General features: G+C 71.1%; 19 protein-coding genes. 11 read left to right on the top strand and 8 right to left on the bottom strand.

What is annotated here, in order from left to right; all coding sequences use genetic code 11:
* Positions 1-16: 16 nt before the first annotated feature.
* Positions 17-346, bottom strand: coding sequence for a DUF3099 domain-containing protein (locus Q1K33_RS05920; RefSeq protein ID WP_300401667.1), 330 nt, complete (start codon positions 344-346; stop codon positions 17-19).
* Between the two features lie 43 nt (positions 347-389).
* Here Q1K33_RS05920 and Q1K33_RS05915 point away from each other — a divergent pair, with 43 nt between their 5' ends.
* The 4 genes from Q1K33_RS05915 (at position 390) to Q1K33_RS05900 (ending at position 4,056) form a co-directional block, all read left to right on the top strand.
* Positions 390-605 (top strand): dodecin, encoded by a 216-nt coding sequence (locus tag Q1K33_RS05915; protein ID WP_300401664.1) that lies wholly within the window; start codon positions 390-392, stop codon positions 603-605.
* Positions 606-786: 181 nt separating this feature from the next.
* A complete protein-coding gene (locus Q1K33_RS05910) occupies positions 787-1,524 on the top strand; it encodes a beta-ketoacyl-ACP reductase (RefSeq protein ID WP_300401661.1) in 738 nt (245 codons plus the stop codon).
* A gap of 3 nt (positions 1,525-1,527) precedes the next feature.
* On the top strand, positions 1,528-2,307 hold the full coding sequence (gene fabI, locus Q1K33_RS05905; protein ID WP_300401658.1) for an enoyl-ACP reductase FabI: 780 nt from the start codon (positions 1,528-1,530) through the stop codon (positions 2,305-2,307).
* 33 nt (positions 2,308-2,340) lie between these two features.
* Complete coding sequence (locus tag Q1K33_RS05900; protein ID WP_300401656.1) at positions 2,341-4,056, top strand: Mur ligase family protein; 1,716 nt, start codon at positions 2,341-2,343, stop codon at positions 4,054-4,056.
* Here Q1K33_RS05900 and Q1K33_RS05895 read toward each other — a convergent pair.
* Positions 4,048-4,734, bottom strand: a complete 687-nt coding sequence (locus Q1K33_RS05895; RefSeq protein ID WP_300401653.1) for a TIGR02206 family membrane protein — start codon at positions 4,732-4,734, stop codon at positions 4,048-4,050. The genes Q1K33_RS05900 and Q1K33_RS05895 overlap by 9 nt on opposite strands.
* 45 nt (positions 4,735-4,779) lie before the next feature.
* Between Q1K33_RS05895 and Q1K33_RS05890 the strand changes: the two genes are divergently transcribed.
* Complete coding sequence (locus Q1K33_RS05890; protein ID WP_300401651.1) at positions 4,780-5,655, top strand: hypothetical protein; 876 nt, start codon at positions 4,780-4,782, stop codon at positions 5,653-5,655.
* Between the two features lie 58 nt (positions 5,656-5,713).
* Here the strand turns inward: Q1K33_RS05890 and Q1K33_RS05885 are convergent, their stop codons facing one another.
* From Q1K33_RS05885 to Q1K33_RS05870, 4 genes are read right to left on the bottom strand one after another with little or no spacing between them, the layout of a single operon-like run.
* The gene (locus Q1K33_RS05885; RefSeq protein ID WP_300401648.1) at positions 5,714-6,079 is read right to left on the bottom strand and encodes a cupin domain-containing protein; all 366 of its coding nucleotides are present in this window, start codon (positions 6,077-6,079) and stop codon (positions 5,714-5,716) included.
* On the bottom strand, positions 6,076-6,510 hold the full coding sequence (locus Q1K33_RS05880) for a hypothetical protein (RefSeq protein ID WP_300401646.1): 435 nt from the start codon (positions 6,508-6,510) through the stop codon (positions 6,076-6,078). The genes Q1K33_RS05885 and Q1K33_RS05880 overlap by 4 nt, the downstream gene beginning before the upstream one ends.
* Before the next feature lies 1 nt (position 6,511).
* Positions 6,512-9,286: a cyanophycin synthetase gene (cphA, locus tag Q1K33_RS05875; protein WP_300401644.1), complete on the bottom strand. Its 2,775-nt coding sequence runs from the start codon at positions 9,284-9,286 to the stop codon at positions 6,512-6,514.
* Positions 9,283-10,278, bottom strand: coding sequence for a cyanophycinase (locus Q1K33_RS05870; protein WP_300401643.1), 996 nt, complete (start codon positions 10,276-10,278; stop codon positions 9,283-9,285). The genes cphA and Q1K33_RS05870 overlap by 4 nt, the downstream gene beginning before the upstream one ends.
* A gap of 49 nt (positions 10,279-10,327) precedes the next feature.
* Here Q1K33_RS05870 and Q1K33_RS05865 point away from each other — a divergent pair, with 49 nt between their 5' ends.
* Entirely contained in the window at positions 10,328-10,849 is a 522-nt protein-coding gene (locus Q1K33_RS05865) for a histidine phosphatase family protein (protein WP_300401641.1), read from the top strand.
* A 25-nt stretch (positions 10,850-10,874) separates the two neighbouring features.
* Positions 10,875-11,687, top strand: a complete 813-nt coding sequence (locus Q1K33_RS05860) for an MBL fold metallo-hydrolase (RefSeq protein ID WP_300401639.1) — start codon at positions 10,875-10,877, stop codon at positions 11,685-11,687.
* On the opposite strand, the gene serB is transcribed toward Q1K33_RS05860, so the two are convergent.
* Positions 11,665-12,879, bottom strand: a complete 1,215-nt coding sequence (serB, locus tag Q1K33_RS05855) for a phosphoserine phosphatase SerB (protein ID WP_300401637.1) — start codon at positions 12,877-12,879, stop codon at positions 11,665-11,667. The two genes, Q1K33_RS05860 and serB, sit on opposite strands and share 23 nt — an antisense overlap.
* Before the next feature lie 59 nt (positions 12,880-12,938).
* Between serB and Q1K33_RS05850 the strand changes: the two genes are divergently transcribed.
* Positions 12,939-13,295: a VOC family protein gene (locus Q1K33_RS05850; RefSeq protein WP_300401634.1), complete on the top strand. Its 357-nt coding sequence runs from the start codon at positions 12,939-12,941 to the stop codon at positions 13,293-13,295.
* A 32-nt stretch (positions 13,296-13,327) separates the two neighbouring features.
* Here the strand turns inward: Q1K33_RS05850 and Q1K33_RS05845 are convergent, their stop codons facing one another.
* Positions 13,328-14,074 carry a hypothetical protein gene (locus Q1K33_RS05845; protein WP_300401632.1) on the bottom strand — a complete coding sequence of 249 codons (747 nt, stop codon included), beginning with the start codon at positions 14,072-14,074 and terminating at the stop codon, positions 13,328-13,330.
* A gap of 73 nt (positions 14,075-14,147) precedes the next feature.
* On the opposite strand from Q1K33_RS05845, the gene Q1K33_RS05840 reads away from it, so the two are divergent.
* The 3 genes from Q1K33_RS05840 to Q1K33_RS05830 all read left to right on the top strand — a co-directional run bounded on the left by Q1K33_RS05840 (position 14,148) and on the right by Q1K33_RS05830 (position 16,698).
* Positions 14,148-14,945 carry an ABC transporter ATP-binding protein gene (locus Q1K33_RS05840; protein WP_300401629.1) on the top strand — a complete coding sequence of 266 codons (798 nt, stop codon included), beginning with the start codon at positions 14,148-14,150 and terminating at the stop codon, positions 14,943-14,945.
* A 36-nt stretch (positions 14,946-14,981) separates the two neighbouring features.
* Positions 14,982-15,443, top strand: a complete 462-nt coding sequence (locus Q1K33_RS05835; protein WP_300401627.1) for an NfeD family protein — start codon at positions 14,982-14,984, stop codon at positions 15,441-15,443.
* Positions 15,444-15,522: 79 nt separating this feature from the next.
* A complete protein-coding gene (locus Q1K33_RS05830; RefSeq protein ID WP_300401625.1) occupies positions 15,523-16,698 on the top strand; it encodes an SPFH domain-containing protein in 1,176 nt (391 codons plus the stop codon).

Genomic DNA, 16,698 nt, shown 5'->3' with positions numbered 1-16,698 from the left:
CTCACTCGCGTCGACGTCAGAGCTCGGAGGCGTGTGACGAGCGACCGGGCTCGAGCTCTCGACGACTGAAGTCGGCTTCGCGCAGCTTGAACCCGTCGGTGAGGTTGGCTGCCGCGTTGGCCATCACGACGGCGATGTAGGGCAGCACCAGCGCACCGGCGATGAGGAAGGGCCAGAGCCAGTCGATGCCGGCCAACGAGGCGAGAACGGCTCCCACGAAGCAGAGCGTGCGCAGACTCATGGAGAGCAGGTAGCGCTTCTGACGTGCTCGGATGTCGTCAGCGCGATTGGCCGCCGCTGTCGTGATCCGGATCGCCTCGCCTGACCCTTGGTGCTCCCGTGCCATGTCCTCAGCCTACGCGCGGGACCAGGCACTCTAGGGTGTGGCCATGACTGACCGCACCTATCGCCTGACAGAGATCGTGGGCACCTCGCCCGAGAGCATCGAGCAGGCCGTCAAGAACGGCATCGAACGAGCCAGCCAGACCCTGCGGCACCTCGACTGGTTCGAGATCACCCAGGTCCGGGGGCAGATCAAGGACGACACCGTGGAGCACTTCCAGGTCGGCCTCAAGCTGGGTTTCCGACTCGAGGACGACGAGTAGGCCTGCCGTCCGGCTGTCGGCACCAGGTGGTGCCGTTTGGTCCCAAACGACAACGTTCGGGGCCGAATCCTTGTCGTTTGGGACCAAACGACGTCCCCTGGACGCCGCGAGCCGCGTCGGGTCGCGCCCGCGCCGAGCCGCGGATAGGACTACCCCGCGGTAATCGCTAGCGTCGAGCAGCGTGAGTGAGACAGCCCCTGCGGGCACCAGCAAGACACCCCGAGTCGTCCTCGTCACCGGAGGCAACCGGGGCATCGGCCGCGCCATCGCGGAGGCCTTCGTGGCCCAGGGCGACAAGGTCGCGGTGACCACACGTAGCGGTGGTGCACCCGCGGGGACGCTCGACGTCACCTGCGACGTCACCGACCAGGCGGCGGTGGACGCTGCCTTCGCGACGATCGAGGCCGAGCTGGGGCCGGTCGAGGTGCTGGTGGCCAACGCGGGGGTCACGGCCGACACGCTCATCCTGCGGATGTCGGAGGAGGACTGGTCGAGCGTCATCGACACGAACCTCACCGGGACGTTCCGGCTGGCCAAGCGAGCGGCCAAGGGCATGCTGCGGCTTCGTCGGGGGCGGATCATCCTGATCTCCTCGGTCGTCGGCCTGCTCGGTTCTCCCGGACAGGTGAACTACGCGGCGTCCAAGGCGGGGCTGGTCGGACTGGCCCGCTCGCTGGCGCGCGAGCTCGGCTCACGCTCGATCACCACCAACGTCGTGGCACCCGGCTTCGTCGACACCGACATGACCGCGGTGCTGAGCGACGAGCAGAAGTCGGCGATCCGCACCCAGGTGCCGTTGGGCCGGTACGCCGACCCGACCGAGGTCGCCTCCGCGGTGACCTGGCTGGCAAGTGACGGAGCGGCATACGTGACCGGGGCGGTCATCCCCGTCGACGGCGGACTAGGAATGGGGCACTGAACCATGGGACTTCTCGACGGCAAGACCATCCTCGTGGCGGGCGTCACGATGGACTCGTCCATCGGCTTCGCGACCGCCAAGGTCGCTCAGGAGCAGGGCGCGACCGTGCTGATCTCCAACTTCGGCCGTGCGCTGGGCATCACGCGGCGCATCGCGAAGCGGCTCCCCGTGGAGCCTGCGGTGCTGGAGCTCGACGTGACCGACCAGGAGCACCTGGCGGGGCTGGCGGACGCGGTGCGCGAGCACCTGGGGGACGACGCCCACCTGGACGGCGTCGTGCACTCCATCGCCTACGGCAACCCCGAGACGTTGCTGGGAGGCAAGTTCCTCACCGGCCCCTGGGACGACGTCTCGCAGGCGGTGCAGGTCTCGGCGTACTCTCTGAAGTCCCTGGCGATGGCCGCCAAGCCGCTGATGGGCGAGGGTGGGTCGATCGTCGGGCTGACGTTCGACGCCAGCGTCTCGTGGCCGGTGTACGACTGGATGGGGGTCGCCAAGGCGGCGCTCGAGTCGTGCTCGCGCTACCTGGCCCGCGACCTGGGACCCGAGGGCATCAGGGTCAACCTGGTCGCAGCCGGACCGCTCAAGACCCTCGCAGCGAAGGCGATCCCGGGGTTCGAGGACCTCGAGGCCATGTGGGAGACGAAGGCGCCACTCGGCTGGGACAACTCCGACCACGCCCCGACGGCCAAGGCCGTGTGCGCCCTGCTCTCGGACTTCTTCCCGGCCACGACCGGTGAGATCGTCCACGTCGACGGGGGGTTCCACGCGATGGGCGCGTGAGTCTTCCTCCACGCAGGCGCTAACGTCGCGCGGGTGACGGTCTCCTCCCTCATCGAGCTCCGGGTCCTCGAGGGCCCCAACCTGTACTTCCCGCGCGCCGCCATCAAGCTCACCCTGGACGTCGGCGGGCTGTCGGTGGCCTCCGAGGAGACCGCGACGCGTTTCGCCCGCCGCATCGGTCTGCAGCGGGCGCGTCCCGGTGCGCCGGACACCGGGTTCCGCCAGCGGTTCGCCATGCGCGCGGTCGCTCGGCTGGTCCGTCAGGTGGCCCAGGAGGCCGGCACGGCCCGGCTCGCGGTCCGGGTGCGCTCCACCCGCGACCCGCACCAGGTGGTGGTGGCGTTCCCGTGGCTGCACCGCATCCGTGCGCAGGAGATGGGGCGGGCCGTCGGAGCAGTCCTGGACGCCGTACCAGGTGCCGACATCGAGTCCGCGGTCAGTACGGCGGCCGCACGCGTCGCCGCGGCAGAGCGGGGGCCCGGCCCCACCACGATCACGCCCCACGTGCCCGTCGTGGCCGTGACCGGCACCAACGGCAAGACCACGACGTCGCGGATGATCGCCCACATAGCCCGCACGCGCGGGCTGCACGTCGGGTGGTCGAACACCGACGGCATCTACGTCGACGGGACCATGGTCGAGTCCGGGGACTACTCGGGTCCCAGCGGGGCTGGTCGGGTGCTGGCGCACCCGGAGGTCGAGCTCGCCGTCACCGAGACCGCTCGCGGCGGGATCCTGTTGAAGGGCATCGGCCTGGTCCACAACGACGTCTCGGTGGTCACCAACGTGACGGCCGACCACCTGGGACAGCAGGGGATCGACACCGTCGACCAGCTCGCCGAGGTCAAGGCGGTGGTGCCGCGGATCACGCGCAAGGGCGGGTGGGCCGTGCTCAACGCTGACGACCCTCGGGTCTACGCCATGCGCACCGCGGTCCGCGCCAAGCCATGGGTCTTCTCCCGCGACGTCGACGCGCCCGGCGTCCGGGACACGCTCAGCGAGCGCGGGCGGGCCACGGTGGTCATCGACGGCTGGGTGTCGGTGCTGCGCGCCAACGCCGATCCCGACCCCCTCATCGAGCTCGTCGACGTACCGATGACCCTCGCGGGTCTCTCGCGCTTCAACGTGGAGAACACGCTGGCCGCGGCGTCGGCCGCGCTGGCGATCGGGATCCCCCGTGACGTGGTGGTCGAGGGCCTGCGCACCTTCCTGCCCGACGCGGAGCACAACCCGGGTCGGATGAACTTCTTCAGCCTGCCCGCCTCCTCCCAGGAGGCCACGCCGGTGTCGGTCGTGATGGACCTGGCGCACAACGAGGCGGGCCTGGAGGCGCTCATGGAGATCATGAACGGAGTCCGCCAGCAGGGCGGGCGGCTGCTGCTCGGTCTCGGGGTGGTCGGGGACCGCACCGACGACCTGATCGAGAAGCTCGGCGAGATCGCGGCCCGGGACAGTGACGTCGTCGCGATCGGTCACAAGGAGAAGTACCTGCGAGGACGCTCGACCGAGGAGCTGGAGGCACTGATGCGGGCGGGAGCCGAGCGGGTGGGCGTCTCGGGCGTTCCCGCCTACCCGACGGAGGTGGCGGTCCTGTCGGCGCTGGTCGGCCAGGCGCTGCCCGGTGACGTCGTGGGCGTGATGTGCCATGCCGACCGTCAGGGCTGCTACGACTGGATCGCGGAGCACGGCGGCACCGCCGACGACCATCCGACGCTCGCAGCCAAGGTGCGCGCCGCCGCCTCACCCTGATCCCGAGGTCGCGGCCTCCGCGCGATGCACCCACGGCCACGTCATCAGCGCCCAGACGACGGCCACGATGGCGATCTCCGCCGCCACGTAGACCGGCCAGGGCCCCAAGAGGTCGAGCGCCGATCCACTGGACGGCTTGCGCATGAGGTAGCCGTAGTTCGTGTCGGCCAGCAGGTTGAACGCGTAGGCCCCGACCGCCCACCCGAGCGTCAGCCCGAGGGCGATCCGGTACTCATGCCACCGCGGCGCCAGCCCGAGTCCCCACACCAGGTAGATCGCGGCCCAGACGACGAGCAGGTGCAGGACCCAGAACCCGACGAAGCGCGGGTCCGGGAAGTCCTCGCCCAAGGAGGGGGTGACGATCGCCTGGGTCGTCAGGACCAGACCCCAGAAGTAGGTCAGGGCCACCGCCCATCGCCACCGGGTCCACAGCGCGAGGGCCGCCGCCATCCAGGCCAGGTCGCTGAGGTGCAGCGGAAGGCTGACTCCGACCTCGAAGCGAGTGGCGAGGTCCAGCACCAGGAAGGGCACGGCAGCGACGAGCAGGAGCAGTGCCAGCGCTCGGGAGACGATGATGGCACCCGTACGTCGGCCACGTCGCCCGAGCAGCACGGCCGCCGGGACACCGACGACGAAGACGCCGAGCATCACCAGGTGCGCCACGCCGTACGGCTCCATGGCCCAAGCATGCCGTGACGGCGCGGAGTAGGGGAGACTGTGGGCATGCCCGAGCCGACCGAGACCGCCGACCCGGCTACCTCGGCCGCGCCCGGGCCCTCGGAGCGGTCCGGACAAGGCAGCCACCGGTCCGCCCCGGGCGGTCCCAACCGCTCTGCGTGGTTGATGGTGCTGCCGTGGGCAGCCCTGACGACTGCGGTCCTGGCTCCGTTCGTCATCTCGCGCAACCCCGGCCAGAGCACGGTGTCCTCGATCGGCGCGGTCGCCGGGCCGGCCCTGCTGGTCGCGGCGGTCTGTGCCCTGGTGGCGTGGCGCTCCACGTCCGCGTGGAGCTGGTGGCTCTACCCGCCGATCGTGGTCATCCCGGCGGTCGTCCTCGTGGTGCTCACCAACGAGGTGCCCGACCGGCTGGAGAACGTCCCGCAGGACGTCGGGGACCAGGGCAACCGGAGTCTCGTGGCTCCCGAGCAGGCCGGACTGTGGACCCTGCAGACGGGCGCCGGCCCGGAGGCCCAGGAGGCCGAGCTGCGCGAGCGACTCCTGCGGGCCGACGAGACGCTGGAGCCGGTCTACGGGCAGTACCGTCGCTCGGCCGACGACATCCTCGTCTACAACGGCATCAACGTGCCGGCCTCCACCGACCTGGCGCGCGAGCTGGTCGGCACTCCCGAGGACGCGCTGCAGGACTATCTCGACGGGACGGGCATCGTGGACGTGGTGGAGGTCCCGGCTGGTGAGCTCAGCGGGGCCATGGCGTGCGGCACGATCCCGCGCCTGGGGCCCTACGTCGACCTCCTGGTGTGCGGTTGGGCCGACTCCGGTGGCATCGGGACCGCCACCTATCGAGTCGACGGCATCAACCTGGAGTCGGCGGCCGAGACGACCCGCGACTTCCGCGCCGACGTGACGGTCACGGACTGACCCCGACCCACCCGGCAGGACTGGGCTGACCCGCAGGACTGGTTCGGGTCAGCGCAGCTCAGACGTCTCCTGGATCGACGTGATGGCCGGGCGCCGCCAGGTCCACGTCGCCCTCGATGACGAAGCCGACCAGGCCGGCCACGGTGCTCGTGCGGTGCTCCTCGCCCGGCTCCCACACGGCCGCCTGACCCGGGACGAGCGCCACCTCGACGCCGTCGGAGCCCGCCACCAGGGCGTCACCGCTGACCACCACCATGAGCTGGCGTCCCGCAGCAGGGTGCCGCCCGACCACACCCCCGGCCTCGAGTCGCACCACCACCAGGTGGGCCTCAGCGGTCAGGCCGAGCGCGCCGACGTCGAAGCCCCGGCTGCCGTGCGCCTCCACCCGTCGCCGCGGCACCGAGGCCAGGTCCAGGATCCTCATCGTTCCACCTGCGGACGTCGGGAGACCAGTGGCGCGACGCGACTGCTGAAGAACAGCTGGGGGGTGCCGTCGGGCAGGGTGGAGAAGGTGAAGGGCGTCCACGGGTCGCCTTCCTCGGAGCGCGCGACGTGCCGGTCACCCGACGAGTCACAGGGCACGAGTCGTACGGTCTCCGGGGTGCCCAGGACGAAGTCGCCGGTCGGCCGGATGTGGACCCCGAGCCCCGACGCGTCCTCGAACACCTCGAGCCGCACGGCCCGACGCTCCAGCACGAAGTCCTCGATCGTCTCGACCCCCGGACGCGTGTTGAGCACGCCGTGCGGGACCACGGTGCGGCTTCCGTCGTGCCACACGCCCAGCACGGCGCCCGGAGTGCCCGAGCGCATGCAGGCCGAGGCGAGCAGTCGGCCCCACGACTCGGCCGCCGCCACCTCAGGGCTCCGTGGGAGCCGGGGCGTAGTCGGGGTCGGCCCCTGGGGCGTCGGGCGAGGCGCCCGAGCCGGCCTGGGCCTGCGACGACCAGTTCTCGAGTTCGCTCATCACCGAGGCGTGCTCGTCGACGCAGATGACCAGGAGGTCACCACGGTTGGCGCGCGCCATGGCGTGCTGGACGGCCTCGATCTCGTCGAGGACCTCCTCGACCTGCTTGCACCGGGAGCCGGCGGCCATCGCCGTACGGACTCCCTCGGTGACCAGCCCGGACACCTCACCGCGCGCGCGGCCGCGCAGCGCGACGTCCTCGCGCACCACCACGACGTCGAAGTGCGCAGCGGCGATCTCGCCGAGCTCGCGCATGTCCTGGTCGCGACGGTCTCCGGCTGTCGCGATCACCCCGATCCGCGAGGGCCGGGCCAGATCGTGGGAGGACTCCAGGGAGTCGCCCACCCGGTCGACGAAGTCGCCGAGCATCCGCATGCCGGGAGCGTTGTGGCAGTAGTCGACGATCACCTTGATGCCGTTGACCTCGACCTCGTTGAGGCGGCCGGGCGAGAGGTAGTAGCTGGTCGAGAAGGTCCGCAGGCCCTGCCGGATGTCGTGCAGCGGAGCGCCCGCGGCGAACGCGGCGGCCGCCGCGGCCAGGGAGTTCTGGACGTTCATCCGGGCCTTGCCGCCGAAGGTGGCGGGCAGCAGGTGGGTCCAGGCCAGCTGCATCTCGCGGGGTCCGTGCTTGACCACGATCATCTCTCCGCGCTCGCTGGGGTTGAGGACCAGCGCCTTGCCGCCGCGGCGGCAGTGGGCATCGATCATGTCGCGGGTCTCGGAGCCGGGCTCGTCCATCGAGAACCACACCACCTGACCCGAGCAGCGCCGCCGCATGTCGCGCACCAGGGGGTCGTCGGCGTTGAGCACGGCGTGCCCGTCGCGCGGCACGGCCTCCACCAGGACGGCCTTGACGTCCGCGAGCTGCTCCACGGTGTCGATGCCCCGCAGCCCCAGGTGGTCGGGCTGGACGTTGAGCACGACGGCGACGTCGTTGCGCTCGTAGCCCAGGCCCTCACGCAGGATGCCGCCGCGGGCGACCTCGAAGACCGCGAAGTCGACGCGGGGGTTCTGCAGCACCATCCGGGCCGAGCGGGGACCACTCGCATCCGAGCGGATCAGGAGACGCTCGTCGATCACGACCCCGTCGGTCGAGGTCATCCCGACCTTGCGGCCCATGCCCTTGAAGACGTGGCTGATCATCCGCGAGGTGGTGGTCTTGCCGTTGGTGCCGGTCACCGCCACGATCGGGATCCGGGAGGTGGCGCCGGGCGGGAACAGCATGTCCACCACGGGCTTGGCGATGAACTGCGGCTCGCCGATCGTCGGATGGGTGTGCATCCGGAAGCCGGGCGCCGCGTTGATCTCGCAGATGGCCCCGCCCGTCTCGCGCACGGGCTCGGTGATGTCGGGGCAGATGAAGTCGATGCCGGCGATGTCGAGGCCGACCATCTGGGCGGCCTCCTCGGCGATCTCGACGTTCTCGGGGTGGGCCTCGAACGTGCGGTCGATGGAGATGCCGCCGGTCGACATGTTGCCGGTCAGTGCCAGCTTGACCACCTGCCCGTCGGGGGCGACGTCGGTCATCTCGAAGCCCTGCTCACGCACCAGCTGGACGGCCGCGCCATCGACCTTGATCCGGGTGAGCACCTTCTCGTGTCCCACACCGCGGCGTGGGTCGGCGTTGGCGGTGTCGACCAGCTGCTCGATGGTGGAGATGCCGTCGCCGGTGACCGAGGCGGGCACCCGCTCGGCGATCGCGGCCACCCGGCCGTCGATGATCAGGCAGCGGTAGTCCTTGCCGACGATCAGCGACTCGACGATGACCGAGCCGCGCCGCGACTGCTCCTGGGCGATCGGGAAGGCCTCCCGCACGTCTGCCTCGTCCTGGAGGTCCAGGCACACGCCGCGGCCGTGGTTGCCGTCGAGCGGCTTCACGACCACTGGGTAGCCGATCCGCTCGGCGGCGCGCACCGCCTGGTCCTCGGTGCGCACCGTGTCCTGCTTGGGGACCGGCAGGCCGGCTGCCGCGAGCAGGCGCGTGGTCAGGTCCTTGTCGGAGGCGATGTCGACGGCGATGGCGGAGGTCTCGGAGGTCATCGTCGCGCGGATCCGCTTGGCGTGGACACCCTGGCCGAGCTGCACGAGGGAGTACTGGTTGAGCCGGATCCACGGGATGTCTCGCGAGACGGCCTCGTCCAGGATCGCCTGGGTCGAGGGACCGAAGGCGGTGCGCTGGGCGCGCCGGATGAAGTCCTCCAGCTCGGTGTCCCAGTCGAAGCCGGGGTCGGCCTCCACGAGGTGGTTGACCAGTCGTACGGCGAGCCGGGACGCAGCGAGCCCGACCTGCTCGTCGATGTAGCCGAAGACCACGTTGTAGACCCCGGTGCTGCCCTTGACCCCGCGCGTCTTGCCACGGCGGACGTCGTGCCCCACGACCTGCTGCAGGGCAAGGGCACAGTGCTCGGCGACGTGACCCAGCCACGTGCCCTCGTTGAGCCTCTCGACGAACCCGCCCCGCTTCCCGCGCGAGCAGGAGTGCTCCCGCAGCCCCGGCAGCATCGCCACGAGGTTGTCGGTGAATCCGGGCAGCGTGTTGGTGGGGTAGTCCTCCAGCGACCCGAGATCCACGACGAGGTGGATCGCTCGGTCGTAGGACCACACGTTGGCCCCGCGGTAGACGCGGGTCTCCGTGATGGTCAGGTCCGGGGTGGGGCGTTCGGTCATGAGGTGACTCCGTCCTCGGAAGCGGCCAGGGGGTCGGGCTTGCGTCGGTTGCGCGCCAGTCTGCGGCGCAGCGACTGCGGAGAGGCGTCGTCGGCGGCGATGTCGCGAGCCTGCTGACGTAGGTCGCGTCCGGCGGCCGCGAGCTCGGCAGCGACGCTCGACTCGACGGCGGGGCGCGGCGGCACGAGCGTACGTGTGCCCAGGTCGAAGGAGGAGCCCTCCGGCAGCACGTGGAGCACGACGTTGCTGGCCAGGAGCGGGGCCGATCGGCTGGCCTCGTAGGCGTTGGTCACGATGTGGGCGGGATCGAAGATGGTCACCGCACCCTTCCCGACGACCGAGAGGATCTCGTGCTCGGACCCGTCGGCCTCGGTGACGTGCTCCACGACGGCCGCGGTGTCCTCGTCGACGCCGATCCCGAGCAGCTGGGGGGACTGCGACACGATCATCAGCAGCCGGCCGTAGCGGTTGCGCTGGTCGAAGTGCTGGTCGATCACCGTGGACGGGAGGAGTCCCAGCCCGGCGGCAACCTGGGTCATCCGTTGCTTGGGCGTCGCCCCGGGGCCGCCGAAGGCGACCATGTGGCTCGACTGGATGCTGGCTCCCGCCGACGTCCCGGCCACGACGGCGCCGCGCTCGTGGGCGGCCACGACGGCGTCCCCGAGCGGCGTGCCGGAGATGATGGCCGAGAGCTTCAGCTGGTTGCCGCCCGTCATGAAGATCCCCGTCGCGCTGTCGAGGACGCGGACCAGGTCGGGAGCCTGGGCATCGGCGCGGGTCTCAGGACGAACGGCGAGCACCTCGCCGGCGCCCTCACGCCTGAACAGCGCGTCGTAGACCTCCACGACCTCCGACCCGAGTGCGGAGGCCGTCGGCATGACGACGATCCTGGCGCCCGCGCCGCCGCTCGCGGCCACGAACTCGCGCAGGATCGCGCGACCGCGCAGCTTGTCCTCGGCGCCGCCGATGATCATGAGGGGCCCAGGAGACATGAGCACACCATAGGAGAGGGACTCCGATCGACCCTCATAGGATGAGGACATGTCCACGCCCCGCACCCTGGTGGTGATGCGCCACGCCAAGGCCGAGCAGGCCGGCCCCTCCGACTTCGAGCGCCCGTTGGCCCGGCGAGGTCACGGAGACGCCGCCGCGGCCGGGGCCTGGCTGACGGGCCGCGGCGTCGTCCCCGACCACGCACTCGTCTCCGGCGCCCTGCGCACGCGGGAGACCTTCGAGCACGTCTCCCGCGGAGCGGGGGCCGCCTGGCGCGGCGTCGACACGTCGTACGACGAGGGTCTGTACGCCGCCGGCGTGGAGACGGCCCTGGACCTGGTGCGGCTCGTCGACGACGCTCATCGGCACGTCCTGGTCGTCGGGCACAACCCAACGGTCGCCTACCTCGCACAGCTGCTGGACGACGGCGAGGGCGACGTCGAGGCGACGAACGAGCTGGCGATGGGCTACCCGACGAGTGCGGCCACGGTGTTCCGGTACGACGGCAGCTGGGCCGACCTGGCCCCGGGCACGGCGCGCCTCACCGGTCACCACGTGGGTCGCGGCTGAGGGTTCGGGACGACACCGCACCGCCATGCGCAGCGAAGAACCGGACCGGGCCCCCGCAGTCACGTGGTGGGGGCACTCGACGACGAGCATCGAGCTGGGCGACGTCACCGTGGCCACGGACCCGCTGCTCACCGACCGGCTCTACCACCTGCGACGCCACGCGCCCGCACCGCCGAGCGATGCCGCACGCGCCGACGTGGTGCTGATCTCGCACCTGCACCACGACCACCTGCACGTGCCGTCCCTCGACTCCTTCGCAGGCGAGGTGCCGGTGGTGGTGCCACGCGGTGCGCCGGACGTGGTGAGGTCGCTTCGGGGCCGGGCCCTCGTGGAGGTGGAGCCGGGGGACCGGGTCGACGTGGCGGGCCTCGACCTCGAGGTGCTCCCGGCACACCACAGCGGTCGGCGCAGCACCTTCGAGCGCGGGGGAGACGTGCCGGCGATCGGGTTCCGTTTCACCGACGGCCGGACCAGCTGCTGGTACCCGGGCGACACCGGCCTGACCGGCATGAGGGAGACCTTCGAGGCCCTCGAGCCGGTCGACCTCGCGGCCGTGCCGATCGGCGGCTGGGGCCCCTCGCTCGGTGATGAGCACCTCGACCCGGAGGAGGCCGTGGAGGCTCTGTCCCAGGTGGGTGCCACCTGGGCGCTCGCCGTCCACTACGGGACGTTCTGGCCGCTGTGGCTCAAGCGGTTGCGACCCGGCAACCACCACCGGCTCTTCGTGACGCCTGCCCAGCGCTTTCAGCGCGCGATGGAGGCGCACCGGCTCGAGACCACCGCGCTGACCCCGGACTTCGGGCAGCGCGTCGTGCTCACACCGGCGGGGAGGGCGTGACGAAGCCGGCCTCGGCGTCGGCGGCCTCGATCTCCTCCCGGGAGATGCCGAGCAGGTAGAGGATGGCGTCGAGGTAGGGCACGTTGACCGCCGTGTCGGCTGCCTGCTGCACGACAGGGCGAGCGTTGAACGCGATCCCGAGCCCGGCGGCGTTGAGCATGTCGAGATCGTTGGCGCCGTCACCGATCGCGATGGTGGCGTCCTGGCTGACGCCGACCTTCTCGGCGAACTCGCGCAGTGCCTCCGCCTTGCCGGCCCGGTCGACCACGGCGCCGACGATCTCGCCGGTGATGCGGCCATCCACGATCTCGAGCTCGTTGGCACGGGCGAAGTGGATGCCGAGGTCGTCGGCCAGCCGGTCGGTGATCTGGCTGAAGCCGCCCGAGACGATCGCGAAGCGGTAACCGAGGCGGCGCAGGGTGCGCACCATCGTCCGGGCCCCGGGGGCGACGACGATGTCGGCGTACACGCGGTCCAGGACGGCGGCGTCGAGCCCGGCGAGCAAGCGGACGCGTCGGCGCAACGACTCCTCGAAGTCCATCTCGCCCCGCATCGCCTGCTCGGTGATCCGCGCGACCTCGGGCTCGTGGCCGGCGTGGGCGGCCAGCATCTCGATCACCTCGCCCTGGATCAGCGTCGAGTCGACGTCGAGCACGATCAGCCGCATCCCGCGGCGCAGCATCGTGGCGGGCTGGACGGCGATGTCGATGCCCTGCTCGGCGGCCTCGGGGGCCAGGAGGGTGCGCAGGGTCTCGGGGTCGGAGCCCGACACGAAGAGGTCGATGGCCGTGACGGGGTAGCGCGCCATGCGTTCGATGCGGTCGATGTTGCCGCCCGTGTCCGCGATCCGCCCCGCGATCGCCGCCATCGCGGCGGCGCGCAGCGGGGTGCCGATGACCGTGACGTGGGAACGACCCTCGCGTCGTGCCTTGTTGTCACCCGAGCCTCGCTCGATCTCGACGCTCATGTCCAGGGACGCGGCGGTGGCCTCCACCGCCGTGGCGAGCTTCTTCCAGTCCCGTGGCGCGCTGACCAGGACGCCCAGGATCAGGCGGCGTCGCAAGATGATCTGCTCGAGGTCGATCACCTCCACCCCGGCCAGTGCCAACGTGCTGAACATGGACGACGTCACCCCCGGCCGGTCCTTGCCGGTCAGGGTGATCAGCAGGGTCTCGGGACGCTGGGCACTCATCGCCAGCGAGGCTATCGCTGTCGCGCCGGCTGTCGGTGCTGTGGTCCATGCTGGACGTCATGAGCGAACACGTGCACCACGCGATCGACTACGTGGAGATCAACGTCTCCGACCTGGCGCAGGCGAAGGCCTTCTACGCCGAGGCATTCGGCTGGCAGTTCAACGACTACGGGCCCGAGTACGCCGGGATCCGGTGGGTCGAGGGGGACGGTGAGGTCGGGGGACTCAACGCCACGGGCGTCCCGTCGCGCGGGGGTCCGTTGGTCCTGCTGTGGTCTGCCGACCTCGACGCGAGCGCCACTGCGGTCGCCGACGCCGGGGGCGAGATCGTGACGGGGCCCTACGAGTTCCCCGGCGGGAGACGCTTCCACTTCGTCGACCCGAGTGGCAACGAGCTCGGGGTGTGGGGAGCCTGAGCCGGTCCTCACGTCGGGCGCCGGTCGCCGGGTCAGGCCGGCGGCCATCCGTCGGGAGAGCACGCTGCCACCAGTGCCCGACGCCCCGCACGAGCCAGGGGAGTCAGGGCTCCCCGGCGCCGGTCGATCTCGTGCACCGACAGCGCGGCACCGTCGTCCTCCAGGGCCAGGTCGGCGATCTCGAGGGCCTGCAGGGCCCGGGCAGCCAGGTCGACACAGCGGGTCGGGACCCCGGGCGCGGCGACCAGCGACGGACGACGTCGCAGGTTCATCAGTCGATCGGCGATCTCCGGTCGCCAGCGGGCCACGTCGAGGTCCGCCAGCCGCTGCGCTGTGTCGATGAGCACCGAGCGCAGCTCACGATCGGCCTCCCCGACGTCGGGCACCTGACGGCGCCGCGCCTGGAGGACGGTCCACTCCACCGTCGGGCCGACCCGGGAGGGGACCAGTCCGGCGTCGCACCCGAGGGCCACCACCGCCTCGCCGACGTCCAGGGCAGCGTCGTTGAACTCCCGCGGCCCGCCCAGCCCGACCAGGTCGCCCTCCGCGGGGAAGGCAGCCCCGAACGCCGACGCGCCGTGGGTGCGCAGCTCGGCGAGTGCGGACAGCAGACCGCCGGGCCCATCGGTCCCGAGGACCACATGGGTGACGTCGCCGGCGATGACGGCGTCGAGCAGGTCGTCGGGCCCCACCGCGCCGCGCAGCCACGACGTACCCCACCACGCCAGGCGGCCGGAGAGCGGCAGCAGCGCAAGGCCGGTCGTGCGTTCGTCGGTCACGTCGCCCGACGCTATCCACCCGCCCCACACAGGTCGCGACGAGGCCGGCGACAGCTCTCGCTAGGGTGACGGCATGGCTGCGGTGCTGGAGTTCTCGGACGTCACGGTGCGCCGTGGCGATGCCGTGCTGCTGGATCGGATCACCTGGGTGGTGCGCGATGGCGAGCGCTGGGTCGTCCTCGGTCCCAACGGCGCCGGCAAGACCACGCTGCTCCAGGTCGCGGCCGCGCAGATGCACCCGAGCTCGGGTGCCGCGGGCGTCCTCGGGGAGCTGATCGGCGCCGTCGACGTCTTCGAGCTCCGCCCACGCATCGGGCTCACCAGCGCCGCCCTGGCCGAGCGGCTGCCCCGCCACGAGGTCGTGCGCGACGTCGTCATCTCGGCGGCGTACGGCGTGCTGGGTCGCTGGCGTGAGGAATACGACCACCTCGACCACCGACGAGCCGACGACCTCCTGATCGAGGTCGGCGTCCAGCACCTGGCCGACCGGACGTTCGGCACCCTGAGCGAGGGCGAGCGCAAGCGGGTGCAGGTCGCCCGTGCCCTGATGACCGACCCCGAGCTGCTCCTCCTCGACGAGCCGGCTGCCGGACTGGACCTGGGCGGCCGCGAGGACCTCGTCTCCACGCTCTCGACCCTGGCCTACGACCCCGACTCCCCGGCCACGGTGCTCGTCTCCCACCACGTGGAGGAGATCCCGCCGGGCTTCACCCACGCTCTGCTGCTGCGGCAGGGTCGTGTGGTGGCCGAGGGGCCCGTCGACGACGTGCTCACCGAGCGCACCCTCTCGGCTGCCTTCGGCATGCCGCTGGTGCTCTCACAGGCCGAGGACGGACGCTACGCGGCGCGGCGCCACGTCCGGCACCGCTGAGCCGGACGCGGCACCGGGCGCGGGTAGAGTCGCGTCATGGACTGGCTCAGTGACAACCTGTGGAGCGCCTGGCTCGCGGCTGCGGTGCTCCTGGGTGTGGCCGAGATGTTCAGCTTGGACCTCATCCTGATGATGCTCGCCGTCGGCGCCGTCGCCGGGATGGTGCTGGCGCTGCTCGGCGCCCCGTTCGCCGTCCAGGCGGTCATCGCTGCCGGTGCCTCGGTCGGGATGCTGGCCCTGGTACGGCCCTCCGTGGCGCGCCGGCTGCACAGCGGTCCCACGCTCACCCAGGGGCACGACAAGCTCCTGGGCCAGCGAGGACTCGTCACCCAGGAGATCAGCGGCCTTCAGGTCGGACGCGTCAAGCTGGCCGGCGAGGTGTGGACCGCGGCGCCCTACGACGAGCACGTCTCGATCGCTGAGGGCGAGACCGTGGAGGTTCTCCAGATCCGGGGCGCCACCGCCTACGTGCACCCGGTCCCGCGTCTGGAGTCCTGAACGACGTGTGATCTGATCCCAGGTCCCCGCCGAGTCCGCGTGCTGCACCGAGACCCCACCCGTTCGAACGAGGAGAATCATGGACGTCGCCCTCATCCTGCTGGCCCTGCTGCTCATCTTCGTGATCGTGCTGCTGGCCAAGACGGTACGGATCGTGCCTCAGGCCCGCGCCGGCATCGTCGAGCGGTTCGGCAAGTACCGGATCTCGCTGTCCGCGGGGCTCAACGTCGTGGTCCCGTTCATCGACAAGGTGCGCTACACCATCGACCTGCGCGAGCAGGTCGTCAGCTTCCCGCCGCAGCCGGTGATCACCCAGGACAACCTGGTGGTCTCGATCGACACGGTCATCTACTTCCAGGTCACCGACCCGGTGGCGGCGACCTACGAGATCGCCAACTACATCCAGGCCGTCGAGCAGCTCACCATGACCACCCTGCGCAACATCGTGGGCGGCATGGACCTCGAGGGCACCCTGACGAGCCGCGACGAGATCAACAACCGGCTGCGCGGGGTCCTCGACGAGGCGACCGGCAAGTGGGGGATCCGGGTCAACCGCGTCGAGCTCAAGGGGATCGACCCGCCGCCCTCCATCAAGGACTCGATGGAGAAGCAGATGCGTGCCGACCGGGACAAGCGGGCCCAGATCCTGACGGCCGAGGGTGGTCGCCAGGCGGCGATCCTGACGGCCGAGGGTGAGAAGCAGTCCTCGATCCTGTCCGCCGAGGGTGACCGGGAGGCACTGATCCTGCGCGCCCAGGCCGACCGGGAGTCCTCGATCCTGCGCGCCCAGGGTGAGGGCCAGGCGATCCTGACCGTCTTCCAGGCCATCCACGACGGCAACCCGGACCAGTCGCTGCTGTCCTACCAGTACCTCCAGATGATGCCGAAGATCGCCGAGGGCAGCGCCAACAAGGTGTGGATCGTCCCGAGCGAGATCGGCAAGGCACTCGAGGGGCTCGGCTCCACGATGAACGACCTGAAGGGCATCCCGGACAAGACCGACGGGGTGCGGCAGCGCGTCGACATGGGCTCCGTGGAGACCCCCGAGGTGGGCGCGGCGCCGGGCGACTCCGACCCGGAGCGCCAGCGCACCAGTGCAGCCGTGGAGCAGGCGATCGCCGAGGCCGCCGCCGCGGCCAACCCGAACGCCGGCGCGAAGGCGCCCGGCCCGACACCGCAGACCGACGTACCTGACCCGACCGTGGCGCCCGGAGAGGTCCCACCGGAGGAGCCCCCGGCTCCACCCCAGACCTGA

This window comes from Nocardioides sp. (assembly GCF_029937575.1).
Lineage (GTDB): Bacteria > Actinomycetota > Actinomycetes > Propionibacteriales > Nocardioidaceae > Nocardioides.
This window is presented reverse-complemented; position numbering and strand designations above follow the sequence as displayed.